We start from the raw sequence: 25,362 nt of genomic DNA on the forward strand, positions 1-25,362 counted from the left end.
GGGTTCCGGCACACGGGCTGCCGGTCGCCGAGTGAGGCCAGGGCCGGCTACCGGCAGGTGAACCGTGAATCGGCCCAGTCCGCCAGTGCCGCCCGGTCGAAGGCGTTGTTGTGCGGCTCCACGGCGAGCCGCACGGTCGTGCGCCCGGTCAGGTCGACATGGACGGGTACGGCCTGGTCGCGGCCCCTGACCGGGCCGGACTGCCACAGCCGGACCCCGTCGGCATAGACGGAGAAGGTGACCTTGCCGAGGCCCAGCGTCAGGTCGTCCACGCCGGCCAGAGCGTCATAGGCGGTGCACTGGCGGTTGAGAGCGATGGTGACGGAGGACTCGCCGTGGACGGTCACCCCCCGCGTGTACTGCTTGCCGCTGATGGACATGCCGTGCCGCCGCCATAGCCAGCTGCTCTCGCGCAGCCGGATCTCCGGCCGGGTGCCGTCGCCGCCGATGTCGTAGCGCAGGTCGCTCACGTGGTAGATGGTCGGGGAGGGCTGTGGCGGAGGCGTGGGTGTCGGGGTGGGTGGCGCGGTCGCGGTCGGGGTGGGTGTCGGCGCGGACGGTGGTGTCGGGGTCGGCGCGGACTTGGGCGCGGGGGGCGCCTTCGGCGTCGGGGTCGGCGTGGGTGTCGGGGTGGGGTGCGGAGTGGGGACGGGGGACGGCTTCTGCGTGGGAGCAGGCTCGGGAGCGAGCACCACAGGACGCGGCGAAGGCTTCTCCTCGTGCTGTGTGGGCTTCGGCGGCTCGGACTGCACGACCGGCACGGACGGCTCCGGCCTCGCGACCTCCTTCGCGGGACGACCGTCGTCCATGAGGGCCAGCGCCACCACGGCGGCGGCCACCGCCACCACACCGGCTGCGACACCCGCCTTCACCGGGGCCCCGAGTCCCTCCGCGGCGGCGGCCCCGCCCGCACCGGACGCCCCGCCCGACGATCCGGCGGTCGCCGCGGCGGCCCCGGCCGCGGCGGCCCCGGTGCTGCCGGCCACGATTCCGAGGACCTTGGCGTATCCGGCGGCGCCGAACCAGCCGATGACGGCGACCGGGACGACCGCGGGGATACCACTTGCGACCTCTTCGATCTGCGCCGCCGCTAGCCGGCACCTGGCGCACTCCTCCAAGTGCTTGCGTAGACCCCGCTCGGCGCGGATGCGCAGCTTGCGGCGGGCGTAGCTGCCGAGCTGGTCGGCGTAGCGGGCGCAGTCCCGGTCACTGGTGAGGGTGGCGCTGACGTGGGCCTGGAGGTAGGCCTGCTTCAGCCCCTCGCGTGCGCGGCTGGCGAGAACCCGGGTGCCGTTGGCGTCCAGCCCGAACAGCACGGCCACTTCGCTCGGGGACTCGTCCTCGACCTCGGTGTGCCACAGCACGGCCTGCCAGCGCTCGGGCAGTGAGCGGAAGGCCTGCATCGCCAGGGACCGCTCGGCCTCGTGCAGGGCACGGGCATCGGCGCCCACGTCCAGCGTGTCGTCCTCGGACACCTTCGACGCCCGCGCAGCCTGCTGGGCGAAGACGGCGAAGTCGTCGACGAGGTGCTCGCGTCGGGCGGATTTGGTCCAGTTCGCGGCCACGCGCCGCACGGAGGTCAGCAGATAGGCACGTACGGCGTGCTCGGGCCCCGACCCGCCGCGCACGGCCTGCAGCATCCGGGCGAAGACCTCGGCAGTGAGGTCGTCGGCGGTGTGCCCGTCCCGGCAGCAGGTGCGGGCGTAGCGCCGCACGGCATCCGCGTGCCTGCGGTACAACTCCTCGTACGCGGAGTCATCGCCGCCGCGCATCCGCTCGATCAGCTCGCCGTCGGCCGGCGACGCCTCCCGCGGGGGTGGCAGTACGGTCCCCCCGCGCTGGGCGGGCACGCTCTCGTCGCGCGGTCCGGTCGGCCTGCCTGCCTGGTTCGGTACCTGGGGCGGGGTCAGCTCGATGGAGCCCGGGTCCCCGTCGTCACCGCGTGACTTGCCCGATCTGTCAACGCTCATCGCGGAAAGCCCCCGACACCGGCCCAGCCCAACCCGTCACCGGCTCAGAGTGCCACATCGTCCTGTGCGCAAGGACCCTGCGTGCGCCCCATCCACTCATCCGAGGGGAGGACGTGTCACCGCCGCGTGCTGAACGTCACCGGAATGTGTCACTCCGACGTTGCAGGAGACCACCCGCTCGCTTGCCTCGGCCCCCTCCGACGGCGACCGACCCACGGGGTCACCCCCATGTGCACTCACGGTCCCGCCTGCTTCGGCCGTACGACTGTACGGCCGAAGCAGGCGGGACCCGGCTTCCGGCGAAGGCGAAGGCGAAGACGAGGCCGGGGTCGGGCCGGGGCCGGGGAGACGCCCTACGCGGGCCGGGACCGCAGTCCCTCCAGCAGGATGTCCAGCAACCGCGCGGACGCCGCCGCCTGCTGCGCTGCATCCGGCAACGATGGCGCCGCTGTGGCGATCACCAGCAACACGTCCGCCACGGACACATCCGTCCGTAGCTCGCCCGCCGCCCGAGCCCGTTCCACCAACTGGCCGACAACCTCCAACAGCGCCCCGGCCCCGGAGTCATCGACCACCGCCGTAGGCTCCTCCGACACCAGCCGCAGCGCACCGGCGCCGGTCTGTGTCCGTTGCTGCGGCACCCGGGCCTCATCCCCTGCGGCGGCCGTCCCGCCCGGCGCCGCCGGGCCATCTGGGACGTCCGAACCGGCGGAGCCCACCCGCAGCACCTGCGGTGGCAGCAAGCGCCCCGCACCTGATGCCACGGACGTCCGCAGGAACCGCGACAGCGCCGACCACGGTTCGTCCTCTTGTCCGAGAGCGGTCCTCGCCTGCTCGGTCAGCCGCGCCGTCTCCTCCTCGGCGATCCGCCGGACCAGCACGTCCTTACTGGGAAAGCGTCGATACACGGTGCCGACGCCGACCCGCGCGCGACGTGCCACGTCCTCCATCGGCGCGCCGTAGCCCAGCTCCCCGAACACCTCACGCGCCGCGCGCAGCACGTGCTCCAGATTGCGCTGTGCATCCACCCGCAGCGGCGTCGTACGCGTTCCGCTGCCGCGCCCGTGTCCCGTCGTCGCGCTCACCGTCCCGTCACCGGACGTGGCGGCTGCTGCTGACCAATGAGTGTCTTGAATATGCATGTGTTCCCCCGGTAATGACGTCTCCCCCCGGAGACTCCCCGCCTGAATTCCGGAGCGCCTGGAAGTGGCACAGGTCTCGACCTGGTCCGCCGTCACGGGCCCGTTCGACCACATTCCCTACACTCCGTCGACACACGAACATAGTTGAGAGAGGGTCAATTCAGAAGGGGCAGGTTCCGCACCGTGCGCCCCCCGATCGGAGTACGGGGCATGTACATCCCAGTTCCTCACCTTTGCACCCTCCCGCCCGACCCTGCTGACCTGCCCCCTTTCGTCCCGTCCAGACACCGCGCCGGGCTCCGCGTATACCCGGCCGCCAGTCACACAAATTGCCGAGGCTGTGGACAAACAAGAGCGCCGGGTGCGTCATGGGATGGTGAAGGAACGTGCGCGCATTCTGGTTGTCGGCGGTGGCTACGTCGGGATGTACACGGCCCTGCGCCTGCAGCGGAAGCTGAAGGGCGAGATCAGGAGGGGCGAGGTCGGCATCACCGTCGTCACCCCCAACCCCTACATGACCTACCAGCCGTTCCTCCCCGAGGCCGCCGCAGGTTCGATTTCGCCTCGTCATGTCGTCGTACCGCTCCGTCGTGTCCTCGACCGGTGCGACGTCATCAGCGGCGAGGTCACCTCCATCGACCACGCCGTGCGCACGGCGGCCTTCACCACCCTGGCCAGCGTCGAGGAGAACAAGGCCGCAGAGCTCCTCGGTTACGACGAACTCGTCCTCGCCCCCGGATCGGTCTCCCGCACGCTGCCCATCCCCGGACTCGCCGAGCACGGCATCGGCTTCAGGACCGTCGAGGAGGCCATCGGGCTGCGCAACCACGTCATCGAGCAGATGGACATCGCCTCCTCCACCCGCGACCCCGCGATCCGTGACGCGGCCCTCACCTTCGTCTTCGTCGGCGGCGGCTTCGCGGGCGTGGAGGCCCTCGCCGAACTGGAGGACATGGCTCGTTACACCGCGCGCTACTACCACAACGTCCAGCCCGAGGACATGAAGTGGATCCTCGTGGAGGCCGCTGACCGCATCCTCCCCGAGGTCGGTCAGGAGATGGGCCGCTACACCATCACCCAGCTGCGCCGTCGTAACATCCAGGTGCTGCTGAGCACCCGCCTGGAGTCCTGCGCCGGCCGCGTCGCCGTGCTCAGCGACGGCCAGCGCTTCCCGACCCGTACGGTGGTGTGGACGGCCGGGGTCAAACCCCACCCGCTGCTCGCCGCCACCGACCTGCCGCGCACCGGCCGCGGGCGTCTGAAGTGCACCGCCCAACTCACCGTCGACGGAGCGGAACACGCCTGGTCGGCCGGCGACGCGGCGGCTGTCCCGGATGTCACCGCCGCCGAACCCGGCACCGAGACCGCGCCCAACGCCCAGCACGCCGTCCGCCAGGCAAGGGTGCTGGGCGACAACATCGCCCATGTGCTGCACGGCGAGCCACTGGAGACGTATGCGCACGCATACGCCGGCTCCGTGGCCTCCCTCGGCTGGCACAAAGGCGTCGCCCAGATCCACGGGCGGAAGCTGAAGGGCTACCCTGCCTGGTTCATGCACCGCGTGTACCACCTCAGCCGGATGCCCACCTCCAACCGCAAGGCCCGGGTGCTCGCCGAATGGACCCTCGCCGGGCTCTTCAGGCGCGAGATCGTCTCCCTCGGCTCGCTCGAACATCCGCGAGCGGAGTTCGAATTCGCGGCCGGTGGAAAGCCTCCCCACAGCCCTTCGGACGATCCGGAGGGGTCCTGACCGCCCCTGGGAACCCGGCTGCCCACCCCGGTGTCCGACGGATGTCGCTCGCCGCGGCCGGTTCCCTGACAGACTGCACCACGACGTCGGACGGGCCACCCGCCCGCCCCAGCACCCACGAGGCTTTCCCCACAGTGAACTTCACGCGCTGGAGCGCCCGGCTCCCCGGAACGCAGCGCCGCGCGGCAGCGCGGACCGACACCCCGGTCTCCCCGGACCGGCGGGGGGAAGGCTCCGTGCCCGCGGCCCGCGCCGAACAGCCGTCCGACGGCACACTTCCGGTGCCTGCCGTCGACCAGTTGCCCGCACGCGACGTCCTCGACCGCGTCCCGGCTCTCGTCGCCCTGGTCCACGGCCCCGACCACCGCATCGCCTATCTCAACGACGCCTACACGGCGGCCTTCGGCACCCGTCCGGTCGGGGCCCCGGCCCGCGAGGCCCTGCCGGAGCTCAATGAACTCGGTCTGCTGCCGCTCCTTGACCAGGTGCTGCGCAGCGGCAAGCCCCGGACCCTGAAATCCCGCAAGGCAGTTGACGGCCGCTCCTACACCTTCACCTGCACCCCCGTCGCCGAGGGCGCTGACCGCGCTGACCGTGCTGTTGGCACCGACAGCACCGACAGCGCAGTCCTCGTCTTCGCCACCGATGTCACCGACCACGCCGAGGCCGCCGAACGCCTGCGCGCCAGTGAGCGACGCCAGCGGGAAACGGCCGTCACGCTCCAGCGATCCCTCCTCCCACAGGAACTGGAGCAGCCCGATGACCTGCGCATCGCCGCCACCTACCAGCCCGGGGGCACCGAGGCCGCGGTGGGCGGCGACTGGTACGACGTCATCACCCTCGGCGGCGGCCGGACCGCCCTGGTCATCGGCGACGTCATGGGGCGGGGTGTGCGGGCCGCCGCCGTCATGGGCCAGCTCCGCACCGCCGTGCGCGCCTACGCCCGCCTCGACCTGCCCCCGCACGAGGTGCTGCAGCTCCTCGACGGCCTCGCCACCGAGATCGACGCCAACCAGATCGCCACCTGCGTCTACGCCATCCACGATCCCAACGAGGGCCGCCTGGTCTATGCCTCCGCGGGGCACCTTCCCATCCTGGTGCGGGATGAGAACGGCACGGTCGCCCGCGCCGACGAGCCGACCGGACCGCCGCTCGGCACCGGAGGCTGGATGCACACCTCCGGCTCCATCGCGCTCGGCCCCGGCGCCACCGCGGTCCTCTATACCGACGGCCTGGTCGAGCGCCGGGACGAGGACCTGGATGAGGGCATCGCCGCCCTGGAAGGCGCTCTCGCCGGTGCGACCGGCACGCCCCAGGTGGTCTGCGACCGTCTGGTCCGTTCGGCCGGCGTCACCGCCGACCACGACGACGACGTGGCGGTACTCGTCCTCCAGCACCCGGCCCGTACCGGCCCCGAAGGTGACCTCTTCCGCAATGCGGCCCTGGAACTCCTGGGCGGTGTCGAGGCGGCCCCCCGCGCGCGAGCCTTCGCCTCCGGAGTCCTGACCAGCTGGCGTTTCCCTGCCGAACTGCACGACCTCGGGGTCCTTGCCACCAGCGAGTTGGTGGCCAACAGCCTTCAGCACGGCATCCCGCCCATGCGCCTCAGGCTCCGCCGCACCGACCGCCGGCTCATCGTGGAGGTCACTGACGGCGACGACCACCTGCCCCGGCGTCGTCGTGCCGAACCCGCAGACGAGTCCGGCCGGGGCATTGCGATCGTGGCGACGATCGCTTCGAACTGGGGGTGCCGCCGTACCCCGGGAGGCGGCAAGGCCGTGTGGTGCGAATTCCTCCTGAAGGCACCGTGCTGAATCCTGCCGCACCTGGCTCGCGCGTCGCTCGACCGTACGACCGGCTCGATGCTCGGACGTCCGGACCAAAGGTGATGACGCCCGTGGCACGGAGGATATGACGGCCATCGCGGACCGCCTGCTCACGCGCCCGCGGCCACCGGCTCCGCGGGCGTCCCCCCACGGGCGACCACCCGGCTGCCTCGCGCCAGCCACGGCTGGTCCTGTACGGCGGTGAGCCGTCGCCCCAACCGCAGCGCCAGCCAGGTGATGCCCAGCGAGAACAGCAGGAACGTCACGATGTACGGGGCGTGCAGCGAGGCACCCATGGGCCCGCCCACCACCGGACCGACTGCCAGCGCCAGCTGCTTGACCAGTGCGAAAGCCGAGTTGTACTGCCCGGCCATGCCCTCCGGTGCCAGGTCGGCGACCAGCGGTGCGACCGTCGGAGACAGCATCGCCTCGCCCAGCCCGAACAGGGCGTACGCCGACACGAACGCAGCCGTGGCCATCTCCTGGCTGCCGTGGCCCAGCCCCGCGTATCCGGCCGTGAGCCAGGCCACGGCCCAGATCAGTCCCACGCCGGCGATCACCCGGGACCGCCGACGCCGTTCCACGAACCTGAGCACGGCGAACTGTGCGACCACGATCACCAGCGTGTTCGCGGCCAGCGCGGTACCGAGCGCGGAGGTGGATATGCCGGCGGCCTCCACGCCATACGCGCTCAGCCCCGATTCGAACTGGCCGTAGCAAGCGAAGAACAGCACGAAACCCAGTACGGACAGCTGCACCATCGCCCGGTTCCCGAGCAGCTGGTTCCAGCCGCCCTTCGCCGACTGCGCGGGGGTGCCCGCCAGCCGCGGCGAGTGGGGCATCCGCACCGTCGCCATCACCACGACCAGCAACAGGAACATCGCCGCCTCGATCGCGAACAGCAGCGTGAACGAAGACACGCGTGTGGCGTCGACGAGGTGACCGCCGATGAGGCCACCGACGCCGAGGCCCAGGTTCTGCAGGAAGAACTGCATGGCGAAAGCACGCGAGCGAGTGTCGGCCGACGAGCAGTCCACGATCATCGTCGCCAGCGCCGGCTGCATCACGGCCTGTCCGGCGCCGAGCGCCGCGGCGGACAGCAGCACGGTGGTCGCATCGGCCGCTAGCCCGAGGCTCATCGCGCCCAGAGCGGCGGCTATCAGGGCGGTGAGCAGGACCGGCAACGGGCCGCGCCGCACGATCGCCCGGCCGGCGAACGGCAGCACGATCAGTGCGGCGACGGCGAAGACGGCGAGTACCAGTCCCGCCGTCACGGCTCCCAGGCCCCGCACCTGCGCCACGTAGACGTACAGGTAGGGGACCGTGAAGCCGAGCCCGAAAGCGCTGAGTGCGTTGCCCACGTGGATCCGGCGCAGCGCTGCGCCCATCGCCCTGGTCACGTTCACCTCTCTCACTAGTTAGCATTGAAGACTTCGAAGCTAAAGTTCGAATCTAAAGAGTACACAGTGAAGGACTTCAAGGCAAAGGGGCCGCATGCGATACTGCGGGCATGGCCGACACCCCCGGCGTCCCGGAGCCGACTCTCGAAGAGCAGATCGCCGCGTACCAGCGCGAGTTCCAGGGCCTCGACCCTCAGGTTGAGGAGATCGTGTCGGCGCTGTCCCGGCTGAACCGCCGCATGAACGTCGCGTACGGCCGGCAGACCGCCGCCCTCGGTATCAGTAACGCCGAGTGGGAGGTCCTCAAGGCGCTGGTCCTCTCCGGCGCCCCGTACCGCATGGGCCCCGGCGACCTGGCTAAGCGGCTCGGTCTCACCCCGGCCGCGATGACCCACCGGATCGACCGCATGGTCGCCGAGGGACTGGTCACCCGGGAGCGTGACGAGTCCAACCGGGTTCGGGTCATCGTCGAGCTGACTTCCGACGGCCGCGAGAAGTGGCTGGAGGCGATGCGCCTGGCCACCGTTTTCGAGGAGGATCTGCTCCAAGACCTCACCCCGGCGGAGCGCGCGGCGCTCGGGGAGGTCCTGACCACGCTGCTGCGCAGGGTGGAACACGCCCAGCCGGACGCCGGCGGTCGGCTCAGCGACCTCGATTGAGGCCGGCCCGCAGCACCAGGAAAAGATCTTGACAGGCGGCACTTGACGCGCTTCTGCCCGATCCGTAGAGTTCTCCGGGTTGCCGCGGGGCCGTAACGGTTCTTCGGTAGCGCCTCAGCCGCCTCGAGCGGCCCTCTCACACCATCAGCACGATCACCTCACCGGGTTGATTTCGGCGTGCCCGAATTCAATTCGAATGGGGGTTCGGCATCCCGATTGGGAATCGTCGGACAGATCCGCTAAGGTTTGGGACGTCGGAACGGCCCAACGGCCGGGAAGGCAAGCCCCCCTGACTGGGAGTCAGACGCCGAAAGGATCTGATAGAGTCGGGAAAGCCGGAAAGGGAAACGCGGAAGCGGGAACCTGGAAAGCACCGAGGAAATCGGATCGGAAAGATCTGATAGAGTCGGAAACACCGAAGGGAAGCGCCCGGAGGAAAGCCCGAGAGGGTGAGTACGAAGGAAGCGTCCGTTCCTTGAGAACTCAACAGCGTGCCAAAAGTCAACGCCAGATATGTTGATACCCCGTCTACCGGATCATTCCGGTGGCGAGGTTCCTTTGAAAAACACACAGCGAGGACGCTGTGAACGGTCGGGGTTATTTCCCCTGATTGTTCCGCTCTCGTGGTGTTCACCCCGATGACGGGGAAAGCATTCACGGAGAGTTTGATCCTGGCTCAGGACGAACGCTGGCGGCGTGCTTAACACATGCAAGTCGAACGATGAACCTCCTTCGGGAGGGGATTAGTGGCGAACGGGTGAGTAACACGTGGGCAATCTGCCCTGCACTCTGGGACAAGCCCTGGAAACGGGGTCTAATACCGGATATGAGTTCCTACCGCATGGTAGGGGCTGGAAAGCTCCGGCGGTGCAGGATGAGCCCGCGGCCTATCAGCTTGTTGGTGAGGTAATGGCTCACCAAGGCGACGACGGGTAGCCGGCCTGAGAGGGCGACCGGCCACACTGGGACTGAGACACGGCCCAGACTCCTACGGGAGGCAGCAGTGGGGAATATTGCACAATGGGCGCAAGCCTGATGCAGCGACGCCGCGTGAGGGATGACGGCCTTCGGGTTGTAAACCTCTTTCAGCAGGGAAGAAGCGAAAGTGACGGTACCTGCAGAAGAAGCGCCGGCTAACTACGTGCCAGCAGCCGCGGTAATACGTAGGGCGCAAGCGTTGTCCGGAATTATTGGGCGTAAAGAGCTCGTAGGCGGCTTGTCGCGTCGGTTGTGAAAGCCCGGGGCTTAACCCCGGGTCTGCAGTCGATACGGGCAGGCTAGAGTTCGGTAGGGGAGATCGGAATTCCTGGTGTAGCGGTGAAATGCGCAGATATCAGGAGGAACACCGGTGGCGAAGGCGGATCTCTGGGCCGATACTGACGCTGAGGAGCGAAAGCGTGGGGAGCGAACAGGATTAGATACCCTGGTAGTCCACGCCGTAAACGGTGGGCACTAGGTGTGGGCAACATTCCACGTTGTCCGTGCCGCAGCTAACGCATTAAGTGCCCCGCCTGGGGAGTACGGCCGCAAGGCTAAAACTCAAAGGAATTGACGGGGGCCCGCACAAGCGGCGGAGCATGTGGCTTAATTCGACGCAACGCGAAGAACCTTACCAAGGCTTGACATACACCGGAAACATCCAGAGATGGGTGCCCCCTTGTGGTCGGTGTACAGGTGGTGCATGGCTGTCGTCAGCTCGTGTCGTGAGATGTTGGGTTAAGTCCCGCAACGAGCGCAACCCTTGTCCCGTGTTGCCAGCAGGCCCTTGTGGTGCTGGGGACTCACGGGAGACCGCCGGGGTCAACTCGGAGGAAGGTGGGGACGACGTCAAGTCATCATGCCCCTTATGTCTTGGGCTGCACACGTGCTACAATGGCCGGTACAATGAGCTGCGATACCGTGAGGTGGAGCGAATCTCAAAAAGCCGGTCTCAGTTCGGATTGGGGTCTGCAACTCGACCCCATGAAGTCGGAGTCGCTAGTAATCGCAGATCAGCATTGCTGCGGTGAATACGTTCCCGGGCCTTGTACACACCGCCCGTCACGTCACGAAAGTCGGTAACACCCGAAGCCGGTGGCCCAACCCCTTGTGGGAGGGAGCTGTCGAAGGTGGGACTGGCGATTGGGACGAAGTCGTAACAAGGTAGCCGTACCGGAAGGTGCGGCTGGATCACCTCCTTTCTAAGGAGCATTTCTAGCCGGGTTTTTGCCTGGTTCAGAGGCCAGTACATCAGCGAGTGTCTGATGCTGGTTGCTCATGGGTGGAACGTTGACTATTCGGCACAGTGGGTCTGTATGGGATCGCTAGTACTGCTTCGGCGTGGAACGTGATGGTCATTGGCTGGCTGTGTCGGGCATGCTGTTGGGTGTCTGAGGGAATGATTTTCCTCGGTTGCCGGTCCCAGTGTACTTGGGCTCCTTGTGGGGGTTCGGGGTGATGGGTGGCTGGTCGTTGTTTGAGAACTGCACAGTGGACGCGAGCATCTGTGGCCAAGTTTTTAAGGGCGCACGGTGGATGCCTTGGCACCAGGAACCGATGAAGGACGTGGGAGGCCGCGATAGTCCCCGGGGAGTCGTCAACCAGGCTTTGATCCGGGGGTTTCCGAATGGGGAAACCCGGCAGTCGTCATGGGCTGTCACCCGCTGCTGAACACATAGGCAGTGTGGAGGGAACGAGGGGAAGTGAAACATCTCAGTACCCTCAGGAAGAGAAAACAACCGTGATTCCGGGAGTAGTGGCGAGCGAAACTGGATGAGGCTAAACCGTATGCGTGTGAGACCCGGCAGGGGTTGCGTATACGGGGTTGTGGGAGTGAGCTTCAGTCGTCTGCCGGCGGCTGGGTGAGTCAGAAACCGTTGCGGTAGGCGAAGGGCATGCGAAAGGCCCGGCGTAGAGGGTAAGACCCCCGTAGCTGAAATCGTGACGGCTTGCTTGTTCATTTCCCAAGTAGCACGGGGCCCGAGAAATCCCGTGTGAATCTGGCGGGACCACCCGCTAAGCCTAAATATTCCCTGGTGACCGATAGCGGATAGTACCGTGAGGGAATGGTGAAAAGTACCCCGGGAGGGGAGTGAAATAGTACCTGAAACCGTGTGCCTACAAGCCGTGGGAGCGTCGGAAGCACTTTGGTGTTTCTCGTGACTGCGTGCCTTTTGAAGAATGAGCCTGCGAGTTTGCGGTGTGTTGCGAGGTTAACCCGTGTGGGGAAGCCGTAGCGAAAGCGAGTCCGAATAGGGCGGTGGAGTAGCACGCTCAAGACCCGAAGCGGAGTGATCTAGCCATGGGCAGGTTGAAGCGGAGGTAAGACTTCGTGGAGGACCGAACCCACCAGGGTTGAAAACCTGGGGGATGACCTGTGGTTAGGGGTGAAAGGCCAATCAAACTCCGTGATAGCTGGTTCTCCCCGAAATGCATTTAGGTGCAGCGTCGTGTGTTTCTTGCCGGAGGTAGAGCACTGGATAGGCGATGGGCCCTACCGGGTTACTGACCTTAGCCAAACTCCGAATGCCGGTAAGTGAGAGCGCGGCAGTGAGACTGTGGGGGATAAGCTCCATGGTCGAGAGGGAAACAGCCCAGAGCATCGACTAAGGCCCCTAAGCGTACGCTAAGTGGGAAAGGATGTGGAGTCGCAGAGACAACCAGGAGGTTGGCTTAGAAGCAGCCACCCTTGAAAGAGTGCGTAATAGCTCACTGGTCTAGTGATTCCGCGCCGACAATGTAGCGGGGCTCAAGCGTACCGCCGAAGTCGTGTCATTGCAGTATGTACTCCTAACGGAGGCTGTGATGGGTAGGGGAGCGTCGTCTGCCGGGTGAAGCGGCACTGGAAGGTAGTCGTGGACGGTTGACGAGTGAGAATGCAGGCATGAGTAGCGATACAAACGTGAGAAACGTTTGCGCCGATTGACTAAGGGTTCCTGGGTCAAGCTGATCTGCCCAGGGTAAGTCGGGACCTAAGGCGAGGCCGACAGGCGTAGTCGATGGATAACCGGTTGATATTCCGGTACCCGCTGTGAAGCGAAAAACATTGAATCCAGTGATGCTAAGCCCGTGAAACCGCCCGTTGTCGGCTTTGCCGTCAGGGGGAGTGGTGGAGCCGGTGATCCGAGCTGGTAGTAGGTGAGTGATGGGGTGACGCAGGAAGGTAGTCCATCCCGGGCGGTGGTTGTCCCGGGGTAAGGGTGTAGGCCGTGAGGTAGGTAAATCCGCCTTGCATGTGGTTGAGACCTGATGCCGAGCCGATTGTGGCGAAGTGGATGATCCTATGCTGTCGAGAAAAGCCTCTAGCGAGTTTTATGGCGGCCCGTACCCTAAACCGACTCAGGTGGTCAGGTAGAGAATACCGAGGCGTTCGGGTGAACTATGGTTAAGGAACTCGGCAAAATGCCCCCGTAACTTCGGGAGAAGGGGGGCCATTTCTGGTGAGGGGATTTACTTCCTGAGCTGGGGGTGGCCGCAGAGACCAGCGAGAAGCGACTGTTTACTAAAAACACAGGTCCGTGCGAAGCCGTAAGGCGATGTATACGGACTGACGCCTGCCCGGTGCTGGAACGTTAAGGGGACCGGTTAGCTCACTTTCGGGTGGGCGAAGCTGAGAACTTAAGCGCCAGTAAACGGCGGTGGTAACTATAACCATCCTAAGGTAGCGAAATTCCTTGTCGGGTAAGTTCCGACCTGCACGAATGGCGTAACGACTTCTCGACTGTCTCAACCATAGGCCCGGTGAAATTGCACTACGAGTAAAGATGCTCGTTTCGCGCAGCAGGACGGAAAGACCCCGGGACCTTTACTACAGTTTGATATTGGTGTTCGGTTCGGCTTGTGTAGGATAGCTGGGAGACTTTGAAGCGGGCACGCCAGTGTTTGTGGAGTCGTCGTTGAAATACCAGTCTGGTCGTGCTGGATGTCTAACCTGGGTCCGTGATCCGGATCAGGGACAGTGTCTGATGGGTAGTTTAACTGGGGCGGTTGCCTCCTAAAGAGTAACGGAGGCGCCCAAAGGTTCCCTCAGCCTGGTTGGCAATCAGGTGTTGAGTGTAAGTGCACAAGGGAGCTTGACTGTGAGACCGACGGGTCGAGCAGGGACGAAAGTCGGGACTAGTGATCCGGCGGTGGCTTGTGGAAGCGCCGTCGCTCAACGGATAAAAGGTACCCCGGGGATAACAGGCTGATCTTCCCCAAGAGTCCATATCGACGGGATGGTTTGGCACCTCGATGTCGGCTCGTCGCATCCTGGGGCTGGAGTCGGTCCCAAGGGTTGGGCTGTTCGCCCATTAAAGCGGTACGCGAGCTGGGTTTAGAACGTCGTGAGACAGTTCGGTCCCTATCCGCTGTGCGCGTAGGAGTCTTGAGAAGGGCTGTCCCTAGTACGAGAGGACCGGGACGGACGAACCTCTGGTGTGCCAGTTGTTCTGCCAAGGGCATGGCTGGTTGGCTACGTTCGGGAGGGATAACCGCTGAAAGCATCTAAGCGGGAAGCCTGCTTCGAGATGAGGACTCCCACCCACTTGATGGGGTAAGGCTCCCAGTAGACGACTGGGTTGATAGGCCAGATATGGAAGCCGGGTAACCGGTGGAGTTGACTGGTACTAATAGGCCGAGGGCTTGTCCATTGATGCTCGCGTCCACTGTGTTGGTTCTGAAACCACGAACAGCCTTCGGTTGTTGATTGTTTCATAGTGTTTCGGTGGTCATAGCGTGAGGGAAACGCCCGGTTACATTTCGAACCCGGAAGCTAAGCCTCACAGCGCCGATGGTACTGCAGGGGGGACCCTGTGGGAGAGTAGGACACCGCCGAACAAATTGTGAAAAAGAGCCCCAATTCCCGGTGAAAACCGGTGAGTTGGGGCTCTTTTGCGTTCACAACACGGTCATGTGCACGTCATCACGGGTCCATGGTGCCGTTGACGCTCCGTGTCAGGGTCGTGACCCATGGTCCTCAGACGCAGAAACCGACGTCGAGTTGTCACTGTGCTGGCCGGTACCGCCGCGCTCGCCACCGGGGCCGCCGTCGCGCTCGCGGCCGCAGGCGGACAGGGCCCCGCGGGACCCAGGAGCGACGGGACCGCCGTGACCCCCGTCGGCTACCAGGTCACTCCGGTCGGCCACCAGGCCCTGTTGGGCGATCTCCCCCTCAACGCCGTACTGTCGCCGGACAAGAGCGTGCTGCTGGTGAGCAACGCGGGCCAGGGCACCCAGTCCCTGCAGGTGGTTGACCCCGCAGACTCGGAGGTCGTCCAGACCATCGAGTACAAGAGGCCGCAGGCGGTCTTCACCGGACTCGCCTTCGGCCCCGACGGCAAGCGCGCCTACGCCAGTGGTGGGGGACGCGAGATCATCCACACGTATGACGTGGACGACGGCCGGCTCAACGAGACCGCGCCGATCAGACTGCCCACCAAGAACCCCGAGGGTCGGGCCGTGAACATGTTTCCAGCCGGTATCGCGGTGACACCTGACGGAAAGCGGCTGGTCGTCGCCGACCGCCTTGCGGACGCCGCCACCGTGGTGAACCTGGTCGACGGGTCGATGTCGACGGTTGCGGTGGGTCATGCGCCGTACGCCGTCGCGCTCGCGGAGGGCGGCCGGACCGCCTTCGTCACCAACCAGGGGGGCAACACGGTCAGCGTCCTCGACATCGGCGGCGCCAAGCCCGAGAAGGAGACATCCATCCGGGTCGGAACCCATCCCAACGCCGTCGTCGCGGACACCGCGCAGAACACCCTGTACGTGGCCGACGGTGACAGTGACGAGGTGAACGTCGTCGACGTGGCCACCCGAAAGGTCAGACGGACCATCTCGCTCGCGCCGTACCGGCACGCGCCCGTCGGCAGCAATCCCGATGCCCTCGCCCTCTCCGAGGACGGGCGCCGGCTGTACGTCGCCAACGCCGGGAACAACGACATCGCCGTCATCGACTTGAAGAACAGCCGGACAGCCGGGCTCATTCCTACCGCCTGGTACCCGACCTCCGTCGTACCGCTGGGCGGAAGGCTCTACGTCACCAACGCCAAGGGGTTGGGTGCCGGACCGAACGACGGGCCCGGCCATCCGAATCCCACCTCCACCACGCCCCAGTCCCCGGATCAGTACTCGGGCTCGATGATGAAGGGCACCCTGTCGACCATCGCGCTGGACGGCGGTCGGCGGCAGCTGCGGCACTGGACGCGGACCGTCATCGCCAACAACGGCTTCCGGGAGGGCAACAGCCCGCGGGCCGTCGGGGCCGTCGTACCGAGGAGGGTCGGGGAGCACACCCCGATCAAGCACGTGATCTACGTGGTGAAGGAGAACCGCACCTACGACCAGGAGTTCGGGTCGCTCGGCGAGGGGAACGGGGACGCCTCCCTGAACCTCTTCGGAGAGAACTCGGCGCCCAACGCCCGTGCGCTGCAGAGGCGGTTCGTGACGCTCGACAACTTCTACGCCGACGCCGAGGTCAGCGCGCAGGGCTGGAACTGGACCGTCGCCGCCAACTCCAACCCCTACAGCGAAGAGGGGTGGCCGGCCAACTACTCGGGCCGCCACCACAGCTACCCGTCCGAGAACGGGGACCCGGCGATCGCGCCGAACAAGGACCCCGAACACTCCTACATCTGGCAGCGCCTGGACGACAAGGGCGTGTCTTTCCGCAATTACGGCTTCTACGTGAGTACCGACGCGAGCGGTGCGGCCGTGGCCCAGGACCCCGTGCTCAACGCGGAGACCGACCACGCCTTCGGGCCGTTCAACCTGAGCTGTCCGGACTCTGCGGGCACCTTCACCGCGCGTACCAAGGCCTGTGGCGGACCGCGGATCGAGGAATGGAAGAAGGAGTTCGCCCGGTACGTGAAGGACGGAGCCCTCCCGGCCTTCGAGATGGTGCGGCTGCCCAACGACCACACCGCCGGTACCAAGCCCGGCATGCCCACCCCGCAGGTCTACGTCGCCGACAACGACTGGGCGCTCGGGCAACTCGTCGACACGGTCTCACACTCGAAGTTCTGGAAGTCGACCGCGATCTTCGTGACCGAGGACGACGCGCAGAACGGGCCGGACCACGTGGACGCGCACCGGACGATCTCGCAGGTCATCAGCCCGTACACGGAAACCGGACGGGTCGACTCGACCTTCTACTCGACCGCGTCCATGCTGCGCACGATGGAACTGCTGCTGGGACTGCGGCCCATGACGCAGTTCGACGCGTACGCCACGCCGATGGTGAACTCCTTCACCGGAGAGCCGGACACGGCCCCGTACACCGCCTTGAAGCCGTCGATCGATCTGAGTGCCCGGAACACGGTCGACTCGCCGATGGCCGGGGTATCGGCGAAGCAGAACCTGACTGAGGAGGACCAGATCGACGAGCGCACCTTCAACGAAGCGATCTGGAAGAGCGTGCGCGGGGCCGGGAGCAGGATGCCGGAGCCCCGGCACGACCTCTACGGGGCCGTCCCCAACGATCAGGCGAAGGACCTGGACGACGACTGATCGAAAGGGCTTGAGCGGTGTCTGACCGTCGGACAACGGCTGACTCTCCGACGGTGACCGGCGGTCAGGCGACGGGCAGGCAGGCGACGGGCGGTCAGGCGGTGGGCAGTCAGGCGGTGGGCAGTCAACGAGTGACCGTGAACTCCACTTCCGCCGTGCTCACCGTCCCGCCCCGGCGGCCGGGTGCGTGCTGTCCGCTCCAGTAGAAATTGGTGTGGGCGATCACCTGCTCCGGGGCGGGCGCGCCGTACTGGGTGAGGTCCTCTGTGGTGTGGGCGTCGGCGACCAGCGTTGCGTCGTACCCGCGGACGAGGGCGCCGTGCAAGGTGGAGCGGATGCAGAAGTCGCTCTGGGCGCCCGTGACCACGAGCCGGCCCACTCCGAGCCCGGCTAGCACGGATTCCAGCTGGGTGTCCTCGAAGGAGTCGCGGTACCTCTTGTGGACCAGTGGTTCGGTGTCCAACCGCTTCAGCTGGGGGACGTACTCCCAGCTCTCGCTGCCGGGCACGAGTTCCTCGTCCCCGTGCTGTACCCAGACCACTGGCACGCCCTCCGCGCGGGCCTTGCCGATCAGGGTGTTGATGTGGGCGATGACCTGCTCCAGGCGCGGGGAGCCGGGCACCATCACGCCGTTCTGCACGTCGATGACGAGCAGGGCGGTGTTCGGACGTTCAGGCAGTGTCGTCATGCCGGTCCACAGTAGGCGTCGCCACTGACAACGGCTGGTCTACGGTGACCTCATGAGCAACGTGACCAGCGGTGCGGGTGAGTATGCCGTCCGCACCATACGACCCGACGAATGGGCCCGCGTGAAGCAGCTGAGGCTGGACGCGCTGCGGGACCCGGTCGCCCATCTCGCCTTCCTGGAGTCGTACGAGGAGGCCGCGGCCAGACCGGACTCCTTCTGGCAGGAGCGGGTGGCCGGAGCGGGCGAGGGGGCCACGGGGGCCAGGCAGTTCGTCGCCGAGGCAGTCGACGGCACGTGGGCCGCCTCGGTCGTCGTGCTCATCGAGGAGGCCGGGACCAAGGACTGGGCCGGGCTCCCGGTGGAGCGCAGACAGGGGCACGTGGTGGGCGTGTTCGTGCGGTCCGGACACCGCGGGAGCGGGTTGATCGAGGCCCTGTTCGACGCCGGGGTGAGCTGGGCGTGGGAGCGTGGGGCCGAGCGGGTACGGCTGCTTGTGCACGAGGACAACGCGCGAGCCCGGGCCGCATACCGCAAGGCGGGGTTCGTGCCGAGCGGGGTGCGTGTGCCCTTCGTGAGGGACGAGGCGCAGAACGAGCTGGAGTTCGTCCTCGACCGGCCTGCGACCGACTCCGGTTCTCGCTAGACCGGTAGTTCCCGGTGCGGCCAGCGGGAGCGGGCCTGTTCGCGGGAGCGGAGCAGGGCCAGCGTCGGCAGGCCCTGCTCCGCTCCGATGGCGAGGAGGTCCGGGAGCTGGGGGAGCGGGGCCACGGCGGCGACGTCCTCCAGGACCAGGGTGAGTGGTGGGTCGAGCCGCCCGGAGGATGACCGTGCGGCCATGTGCCGGCCGTGCTCGACCACGTGTGAGACGAGGGCCGTCAGCAGCGGCATCGCACCCGGATTGCTTCTGGGGTCCTCGATGGATTCACCGACCACATAGAGTGTGCCCGCCTCGTGGACGAAGGAATCCAGGACCAGTGCATCGGTTCGGTTCGGGGTGCAGGCCTCGCGGACGTTGACCGTGAAGAGTGCGGACAGTGCTCTGCTAATCAACTCCTGTGCGACATCACGCCGTTCCGGATGAGCGGTGAGGGTGGCCTCGAGTTCACCGGCGGCGCCGGCGGCGGCCTTGGGATGCGTGCGGAGCGTACGTACGGCGTCCTGGATCTGGCTGCCCTGGGACCAGCGGTGGACGTGGCGGATGGTCCGGTTCTCCAGGGCGGCGGCGTGGAGGTAGCTTCTCAGCAGTGTCGTCGCCGCGTCCGCTACGGCCCGGTCGATCTTCGCGGTGGGCTGTACGGGGGCCAGCAGGGCGATGGCCCTGCGCAGGGCCGTCTCTTTGTCCTCGCAGCCTGCGGTGGGGGACCAGTGAAGGCGGGCCGGGGTGTCGCACAGGTGCGTGGGGTCGTAGAGGAGGTCGGGGCCGAGTTTGGCCCTGGCGCCCTTGGTCTCTGCCCACAGCGCCGGATTCGATGTGACGACGAGCGTCGGACCCGGCGCGTCCTGAATGGCCTGGGCCGCGGTGGAGCGCCGGTTTTCCCTGGGTGCCAGCAGTACCCCTTCCCGCCCTCCCGGCCGTCCGTCACCGGTCGGGACGCGCGCGGCGAGGGGCGGCGGCGCCTCCTCCTGGAGGCGCGCCGCCGACGCGGGGTTCGTGGGCACGGAGTTCACGGGTTCGGAAGCCGAGGGTTCGGAAGCCGAGGGTTCGGACGCGGCGGGTCCGGGATGTGCGGCGCCAGGTTTCGGAGGGCCCGGGATCGCTGTGTCGGGGACTGTCCCTTCGGGGTTCGCCGGTTCGGGCTGTGGTTCCGTGCGCGGTACCGGGACCTCGTACCGCTGCCCGGGCACTGCGGCGGGCCGTGCGGAACCCTGCTCCACCGTCCGCCGTCGCGCCTTCGCCGCTCGCCATCGCGCCACCGTGCCCATGACGAACATGGCGAGGACGAAAAGGATCATCAGCTGGGCGATGAACAGGCCCCAGAACAGGCCCCAGCCGGAGAGCTGGGCTGCTGGGGTGGCCGGCCAGGCGCCGGTGATGTCGTGCGGTCGGCCGATGAGATGGCGCATGGCCAGGGGGGTGTGGGTGAACGTGACGGCGTCGGGCCAGGCACCCTTGGCGAACCAGGCCGCCAGGCCCGTTGCCGTCCACACCAGCAGGGTCATGCCGAGAAGGAACGCGAGCATGCCGATCAGCAGGCCGTCGGGGATGCCGCCCTGGCCCGCACGCCGGTCGGCACGGTGCTCGCGAGCGTCCGGTCTCACGCTGCCTCCCCCTACGCCACCGTCGATTCGGAGTCGCCCAGATGCTGCTCCACGAAGGCTGCCGCCCGCTGCTCGGCCTCCCGTTCGGCGGCGTGCAGGGCGTCGTCGGCCGTATGGTCGCTGGCGGACTCGGTCATCGCCCGGTCGGTGAAGACCAGTGGGCGTTCGGTCTCCGTGATCAGGTGCTTGACCACCTGGACGTTTCCGTTGACGTCCCAGACCGCGATGCCGGGGGTGAGCGTCGGGATGATTTCCACGGCCCACCTGGGCAGGCCGAGCACGCCGCCGGTAGCCCGTGCCTCGTCGGCCTTCTGGGCGTAGATCGTCCTGGTCGACGCCATCTTCAGGATCGCTGCAGCCTCCTTCGCCGCAGCGCCGTCGACCACGTCAGACAGGTGGTGGACGACCGCCACGAAGGACAGGCCGAGCCGCCGGCCGAACTTGAGCAGTCGCTGGAACAGCTGGGCCACGAAGGGACTGTTGATGATGTGCCAGGCCTCCTCGACCAGGAAGATGCGTTTCTTGCGGTCGGGGCGGATCCAGGTGTGCTCCAGCCACACGCCGACGATCGCCATCAGGATCGGCATGGCGATGGAGTTGCGGTCGATGTGGGACAGGTCGAAGACGATCAGCGGGGCATCCAGGTCGATGCCGACCGTGGTCGGGCCGTCGAACATGCCCCGCAGGTCACCATCGACCAGCCGGTCCAGTACCAGGGCGACGTCGAGGCCCCACGCCCGCACGTCGTCTATGGCGACGTTCATCGCCTCCGCCGACTCCGGTTCGGGGTGGCGCAGCTGCTCCACGATGTCGGCCAGCACCGGCTGGCGGTCGACGATCGTCTCGTTCACGTAGGAGTGGGCGACCTTGAGCGCGAAGCCGGAGCGCTCGTCGAGGCCGTGGCCCATGGCCACTTCGATGATCGTCCGGAGCAGTGCGAGCTGGCCGGTGGTGGTGATCGACGGGTCCAGGGGGTTCAGCCGGATGCCGTGGTCCAGGGCGGCCATCGGGTCGAGCCGGATGGGTGTTATCCCCAGCTCCTGCGCGATCAGGTTCCATTCGCCGACCCCGTCCTCGCCCTGCGCGTCCAGCACGACGACCTGTCGGTCCCTGAAGCGCAGCTGGCGCAGGACGTAGGTCTTCTCCAGCGCCGACTTGCCGTTGCCGGACTCGCCGAGGACGAGCCAGTGGGGGGCCGGGAGCTGCTGGCCGTAGAGCTGGAAGGGGTCGTAGATGTAGCCCTTCCCGGAGTACACCTCGCGGCCGATGATGACACCGGAGTCGCCGAGGCCGGGCGCGGCTGTGGGCAGGTAGACCGCCTGCGCCTGGCCCGTGGAGGTGCGCACCGGCGGCCGGGTCGTCTCGACCTTCCCGAAGAGGAATGACGTGAAGGCGTCGGTGAGCACGGACAGCGGATCCCGCATCTGCGAATCAGCCCCTACCTTCGGATGCCGGTGGCGAAGGGAAGTGTGTTCACGAAGGCGCGGTGGTGCTCTCGGTCGCACCACTCCAGCTTGAGGTACGACTTGCCGGCGGAGGCCCTTATCGTGCGCTTGTCGCGGGCGAGGGTCTCCGGGGTACGGGCGGAGACGGTGATGTAGCCGACCAGGTTGACGCCGGCGGCGCCGCTGGCGAGGTCCTCGCCGCGCTGGTCGAGACGGTTGTGGGCAGCGATGTCGCGGGGGTCGACCGTGCGGTTCATCTTGGCGGCGCGGGACGCCTCGGCCACGTCGTTGGTCTTCTCGGTGAGCATCCGCTCGATGGCGACCTCGGTGGGTTCGAGGTCCATGGTCACGGCGACCGTACGGATGACGTCCGGGGTGTGGACGAGGAGGGGGGCCAGGAAGTTGACCCCCACCGGGGTCATCGGCCATTCCTTCACCCAGGCGGTGGCGTGGCACCAGGGGGCGCGGGTGCTGGACTCCCGGGTCTTGGCCTGGAGGTAGGTGGGCTCCATGGCGTCCAGCTCGGCCGGCCAGGCGTTGCGTTGGGTCATCGCCTGGAGGTGGTCGATGGGGTGGTCGGGGTCGTACATGGAGTGGATTAGGGAGGCCAGGCGTCCCTGCCCGAGGGGTTGCCGCACGCGGATGTCGGCCTCCTGCAGTCGCGAGCAGATGTCGGTCAGCTCGCGGGCCATGACGACGGCGAGCCCCGCGTCCCGGTCCAGTTTGCGCCCGGACTGCGGCCGGGTCGCCCGGGCCATGGCATGTGCCTCGGCGGCCAGGTCGCGGGTGAAGTGCATGCAGGCGACGAGGTAGGCGCGGTGCTGCTCGCTGCTGGTGGACACCATGGACTGCAGCTGGTCGTACGACCGCTGCAGCCATGCGGGGGAGCGCTGGTCGCCGCGTAGGGCGACGTCCTTGGCGTGTGCGTCCGGGTCGGCGGGCAGGGTGCGGGCGAGCATCTGCAGGCGGGTGACGAACCCGTCCCCGTTGGCCACGTGTTTGAGCAGTGTGCCGAAGCGGTCGACCAGGGCTTCTTGGTCCTCGGAGTCGCGCAGGCCGACACCGGGGCCCTCGATCTCGATGGCGGCGGTGACCGTCTTGCGGTCGGCGTGCAGCAGTACGGCGATCTCGTCCGGCCCGAAGGGCGCGGCGAGCCAGGTGATCCGCCCGATGCCGGGGGGCGGCCCGACTTCCACCTCGCGTCCGTCGAAGCCGGTGCCGGCCTCCATGGCGGCCGAACGGTAGTGGGCGCCGCCCTTGACGGTGCGCCGGTAGCTGCGGTTGATCTCGAACCACTTGTAGAAGGTGCGCTGCTTGTACGGCACGTAGACCGCGGCGAGCGCGAGCAGCGGGAAGCCCGTCAGCAGCACGATCCGCAGGGGCAGCACGGGAACGAGGAGGCCGCACATCATGCCGAGGAACGCGCCGGCGATGATCAGCGCGATCTCGCCGGACTCGCGGTTCCGGCCGACGAGGGCGTTCGGCCGGGCCCGGCCGATCAGATACGTACGGCGGGGCGTGAGCGGATGGGACAGGTGGGACTCGGTCGTCAACGCCCTTCACCTCCCGGGCGGTTGTTGCGGGTGTTGCTGGCGTGCGGAGTGTTGGTCGGGCTGGGCGCTCGTGGAGCGGGTGTGGCGGAGGGGACGGCTCCGCCGCCACCGGTGGCGGTACGGCTGCTGTGGGCGGCGACTCCGCTGGTGGCGGGGTTGACCGGGCGGGGCGTGCTGCTGCTCTGACCCCCTGCCGCCGTTCCGCCTCCGTTGTTGTCGGCGCGGGTGCTGTGGGTCCTGATGCCCTGGGCGACGAGGGTGGCGGGGGAGCTGATGGCAGCGGCGGCCTTGCCTTCGGCGCCCTGCATGATGCGGTTGTTGCGGGAGCCGGCGATCTCGTCGCCGAAGCCGGGAACGAAGCGGTAGATCATCGCGCTGGCGAAGATGGCGAGCAGGATGATGGCGAGGCCGGAGACGACGGCGGAGAAAGCGTCGGGCCCAGTGTCGCCGGAGAGCGCACCGGCGAGGCCGAGCACGATGACGATCACCGGTTTGACGAGGATGACGGCGATCATGATGCCCGCCCAGCGGCGGACGTGGCCCCACATGTTCTTGTCGACGAGCCCGGCGTAGACGACGGTGCCGAGCAGGGCGCCGACGTAGAGCAGGGCGGCGCGGATGACCAGCTCCAGCCAGAGGATGCCGGCGGCGAGGATGCTGACCAGCGAGACGACCACCAGCATGATCGGTCCGCCGCCGATGTCCGTGCTCTTGTTGAGAGCGCCGGAGAAGGTGCCGAAGAAGGTGTCGGCCTGGTCACCGGTGGCCTTGGCGAGGACGTCGGTGACCCCGTCGGTCGCCGACACCACGGTGTAGAGGATCAGCGGGGTGAAGGCGGAGGCCAGCACGGTGAGCCACAGGAAGCCGACGGCTTCTGAAATGGCGGTGGTGAGGGGCACGCCTCGTACGGCTCGCTTGGCGACGGCCAGCAGCCACAGCAGGAGGGTGAGGATCGTGGACGCGGCGAACACGATCGCGTACTGCTGCAGGAACTTCTGGTTGGTGAAGTCGACGTTCGCGGTCTCCTTCACGGCGTCACTGAGCTTCCCGATGGTCCAGGAAGCGGCGTCCGCGCAGCCCTTGGCGAGGGAGGACAGGGGGTCGAGGGTGTCGGTGAGGGGGTTTGTGGTGGTGCCGTTGAGGCCTTTATGGGAGCTGCCGGTGTTGTCTTTTTCGCAGAACTGCTTGGCAGGGCCGATTAGCAGGTCGCAGGGATTGCTGCTATTCGATGGTGTGGGCGTGGGGGCGGCGGCAGCACGTGTGGCCAGTAGCACGGCGTTTGTTTGTACGATGATCGCCAGACCGGTGAGCTTTAGTACGCGACGGTTACCGGGCATAAGTAAACCCTCCGTACTGCTCGATGGCCTTGCTGATGTCGTCGGAGCTGGCGGCCTTGTCGTCACCTGGGACCGGCGCTGGTCCGTCTTTCTGACTGTCCGCGAGGATCTTCCAGTCACCATTGAGCCACTGCAGCTCGCACGTCCAGGTCTTCCAGGTGGATGTCACGGGGTTGGTGGATGAGTCGCCCGACATCCCGATAAGACCCATGTACCAGACTGACACTTCGGCTCTGGTGTTGGCGTATTGCACGACCTTGGTGCCGATAGGGACTGTGCGTGACACAAAGGTGCTGCCCTTAGGAGGGCCGCCGTTGGCGTCGAGGCCCATCTTGCTAAGAAAGTCAGGCGAGTAGGCCCCGTCCATCGCGCCCTGAAGCTTCTTCGATGCTGTTGGCGTGTAGATCGTTTCGACGATTCTGTGTCGGCTGGCCTTGTTGAACATGCCGTCAGACCCCAACACCACCGCATAGTTGGCCGCCGCGCTCTGTGCCCCCTGCTTCGTGTGGGCGAATCCGGACGGAATGCCGCCGCTCTTCGTGTCCACCGGGCGTGTGCCCGAGGCCGCCGTTGAGGACGTCTGTGGCGCGGAACCCTTCCCTGACGAGCCGTCGGTAGACGAACCGCCTCCGCGGTTCGCGAAGGCGATCGCGGCGATGAGGAGGACGACCACGCCGACGACCGTGATCAGGCCGCGGGAGGAGGACCGGCCGGGTCGGCGAGGGGTGCTGCCGTAGGGGTCGCTCTCGGGCAGTCGGGTCCGGGTATGTCCGGTGTCGCCGTAGTCGGTGGTGTAGCCCTGTTCTTCTCCTGTGTTCATGCCGCGCGTGCCCCCTCCACCTTGTAGTCATACGACGGTAGCCGTGC

The 25,362-nt window shown here is 66.9% G+C and carries 14 protein-coding genes and 3 rRNA genes; 8 read left to right on the plus strand and 9 right to left on the minus strand.

The window, feature by feature from the left end; all coding sequences use genetic code 11:
- Window positions 1-47 precede the first annotated feature (47 nt).
- On the minus strand, window positions 48-1,970 hold the full coding sequence (locus LK06_RS17305; protein ID WP_174673887.1) for a sigma-70 family RNA polymerase sigma factor: 1,923 nt from the start codon (window positions 1,968-1,970) through the stop codon (window positions 48-50).
- 353 nt (window positions 1,971-2,323) lie between these two features.
- Window positions 2,324-3,112 (minus strand): TetR/AcrR family transcriptional regulator, encoded by a 789-nt coding sequence (locus LK06_RS17310; RefSeq protein WP_039650397.1) that lies wholly within the window; start codon window positions 3,110-3,112, stop codon window positions 2,324-2,326.
- A gap of 373 nt (window positions 3,113-3,485) precedes the next feature.
- Between LK06_RS17310 and LK06_RS17315 the strand changes: the two genes are divergently transcribed.
- Together LK06_RS17315 and LK06_RS17320 are read left to right on the plus strand one after the other, a co-directional pair.
- On the plus strand, window positions 3,486-4,862 hold the full coding sequence (locus tag LK06_RS17315) for an NAD(P)/FAD-dependent oxidoreductase (protein WP_039650273.1): 1,377 nt from the start codon (window positions 3,486-3,488) through the stop codon (window positions 4,860-4,862).
- A gap of 134 nt (window positions 4,863-4,996) precedes the next feature.
- Window positions 4,997-6,676 carry an ATP-binding SpoIIE family protein phosphatase gene (locus LK06_RS17320; protein WP_043434197.1) on the plus strand — a complete coding sequence of 560 codons (1,680 nt, stop codon included), beginning with the start codon at window positions 4,997-4,999 and terminating at the stop codon, window positions 6,674-6,676.
- Window positions 6,677-6,798: 122 nt separating this feature from the next.
- Here LK06_RS17320 and LK06_RS17325 read toward each other — a convergent pair whose 3' ends face one another.
- Window positions 6,799-8,088 (minus strand): MFS transporter, encoded by a 1,290-nt coding sequence (locus tag LK06_RS17325; RefSeq protein WP_234367434.1) that lies wholly within the window; start codon window positions 8,086-8,088, stop codon window positions 6,799-6,801.
- A gap of 110 nt (window positions 8,089-8,198) precedes the next feature.
- Between LK06_RS17325 and LK06_RS17330 the strand changes: the two genes are divergently transcribed.
- The 5 genes from LK06_RS17330 to LK06_RS17355 all read left to right on the plus strand — a co-directional run bounded on the left by LK06_RS17330 (window position 8,199) and on the right by LK06_RS17355 (window position 17,213).
- Window positions 8,199-8,747 (plus strand): MarR family winged helix-turn-helix transcriptional regulator, encoded by a 549-nt coding sequence (locus LK06_RS17330; protein WP_039650269.1) that lies wholly within the window; start codon window positions 8,199-8,201, stop codon window positions 8,745-8,747.
- A gap of 653 nt (window positions 8,748-9,400) precedes the next feature.
- Window positions 9,401-10,927: ribosomal RNA gene (locus LK06_RS17340) — 16S ribosomal RNA — on the plus strand.
- Window positions 10,928-11,234: 307 nt separating this feature from the next.
- A 23S ribosomal RNA gene (locus LK06_RS17345) occupies window positions 11,235-14,356 on the plus strand.
- A 70-nt stretch (window positions 14,357-14,426) separates the two neighbouring features.
- Window positions 14,427-14,543 (plus strand): 5S ribosomal RNA (gene rrf / locus LK06_RS17350).
- The 16S, 23S and 5S rRNA genes sit together here, the layout of an rRNA operon.
- A gap of 171 nt (window positions 14,544-14,714) precedes the next feature.
- Entirely contained in the window at window positions 14,715-17,213 is a 2,499-nt protein-coding gene (locus LK06_RS17355; RefSeq protein WP_199838663.1) for a bifunctional YncE family protein/alkaline phosphatase family protein, read from the plus strand.
- 124 nt (window positions 17,214-17,337) lie between these two features.
- Here LK06_RS17355 and LK06_RS17360 read toward each other — a convergent pair whose 3' ends face one another.
- A complete protein-coding gene (locus LK06_RS17360; protein WP_043410174.1) occupies window positions 17,338-17,901 on the minus strand; it encodes a cysteine hydrolase family protein in 564 nt (187 codons plus the stop codon).
- Window positions 17,902-17,953: 52 nt separating this feature from the next.
- Between LK06_RS17360 and LK06_RS17365 the strand changes: the two genes are divergently transcribed.
- Complete coding sequence (locus LK06_RS17365) at window positions 17,954-18,544, plus strand: GNAT family N-acetyltransferase (protein WP_174673888.1); 591 nt, start codon at window positions 17,954-17,956, stop codon at window positions 18,542-18,544.
- Here the strand turns inward: LK06_RS17365 and LK06_RS17370 are convergent.
- Genes LK06_RS17370 through LK06_RS17390 form a run of 5 tightly spaced genes read right to left on the minus strand, consistent with a single transcriptional unit; the run spans window position 18,541 to window position 25,315 of the window.
- The gene (locus tag LK06_RS17370) at window positions 18,541-20,160 is read right to left on the minus strand and encodes a type IV secretory system conjugative DNA transfer family protein (RefSeq protein WP_043432176.1); all 1,620 of its coding nucleotides are present in this window, start codon (window positions 20,158-20,160) and stop codon (window positions 18,541-18,543) included. The genes LK06_RS17365 and LK06_RS17370 overlap by 4 nt on opposite strands.
- 11 nt (window positions 20,161-20,171) lie before the next feature.
- A complete protein-coding gene (locus LK06_RS17375) occupies window positions 20,172-21,584 on the minus strand; it encodes an ATP-binding protein (protein ID WP_039654666.1) in 1,413 nt (470 codons plus the stop codon).
- Window positions 21,585-21,598: 14 nt separating this feature from the next.
- Window positions 21,599-23,158: an SCO6880 family protein gene (locus LK06_RS17380; protein WP_039654667.1), complete on the minus strand. Its 1,560-nt coding sequence runs from the start codon at window positions 23,156-23,158 to the stop codon at window positions 21,599-21,601.
- Window positions 23,155-24,495: a hypothetical protein gene (locus tag LK06_RS17385; RefSeq protein WP_043433954.1), complete on the minus strand. Its 1,341-nt coding sequence runs from the start codon at window positions 24,493-24,495 to the stop codon at window positions 23,155-23,157. Before LK06_RS17385 ends, LK06_RS17380 begins: the two co-directional genes overlap by 4 nt.
- Window positions 24,485-25,315, minus strand: coding sequence for a DUF8175 domain-containg protein (locus tag LK06_RS17390; protein ID WP_043433953.1), 831 nt, complete (start codon window positions 25,313-25,315; stop codon window positions 24,485-24,487). The genes LK06_RS17385 and LK06_RS17390 overlap by 11 nt, the downstream gene beginning before the upstream one ends.
- Between the last annotated feature and the right edge of the window lie 47 nt (window positions 25,316-25,362).

The sequence above is a fragment of the Streptomyces pluripotens genome, from assembly GCF_000802245.2.
GTDB classification, from domain to species: domain Bacteria; phylum Actinomycetota; class Actinomycetes; order Streptomycetales; family Streptomycetaceae; genus Streptomyces; species Streptomyces pluripotens.